Origin of the sequence: Vibrio sp. Vb1980 (assembly GCF_033338615.1) — a bacterium.
Lineage (GTDB): Bacteria > Pseudomonadota > Gammaproteobacteria > Enterobacterales > Vibrionaceae > Vibrio > Vibrio alginolyticus.
In genome coordinates, this window is record NZ_JAWOSZ010000142.1 from 1 (window position 1) to 562 (window position 562).

1 protein-coding gene and 1 pseudogene are annotated in these 562 nt (G+C 44.3%); both read left to right on the forward strand.

Going from position 1 to position 562, the window contains the following annotated elements; all coding sequences use genetic code 11:
- Nucleotides 1–262: pseudogene (locus R7F64_RS24200) on the forward strand (hypothetical protein); the annotation flags it as partial.
- Between the two features lie 71 nt (nucleotides 263–333).
- Nucleotides 334–562: alpha/beta hydrolase (locus R7F64_RS24205; protein ID WP_318072192.1), on the forward strand; the 229-nt coding region annotated here is incomplete at its 3' end.

The following is a 562-nucleotide window of genomic DNA, read 5'->3' on the forward strand; positions in this document are numbered from 1 at the left end:
AACCGCACGTAGTTTGAATCAAATCATCACTTACGATGCGTTTTTCAAAGCAGAAGCGTTCTTGACTCAACCATTGCTGACCGTTGTCGGTAGCGAGGCTGGCAGTAAATGGATGAGCGATGACCTAATGGAACGAGCGGCGAGTACGGATAAACACATGTATGTCGTTTACGGCGCAAATCACATGGATCTTTATGATGGTGAAAACCCTATCGCAGAAGCGATTGGCGCTCTAGCGCCGTTTTTCCAACGTACGCTTTAACAGATTGATTTGAGATACCAGATAGTTTGGCTCTGCGATTTCGAGCCAAATTTGAAACTAGGAACAAAGATATGAACACTCAAAAAGTAACATTTAGAAACGCAGATATGGCTTGGGATATAGCGGCACTTATTCTACTACCTGAAGGTTTTGATGAATCCAAACGTTACCCAACCATGATAAGCGTTCACCCATTTGGCAGTTGCAAAGAGCAAACGTCAAGCGCGGTATACGGAAAAGCATTAGCTGAGCTTGGTTACGTGGTGATCGCCTTTGATGCGAGTTTTCAAGGTGAATCTG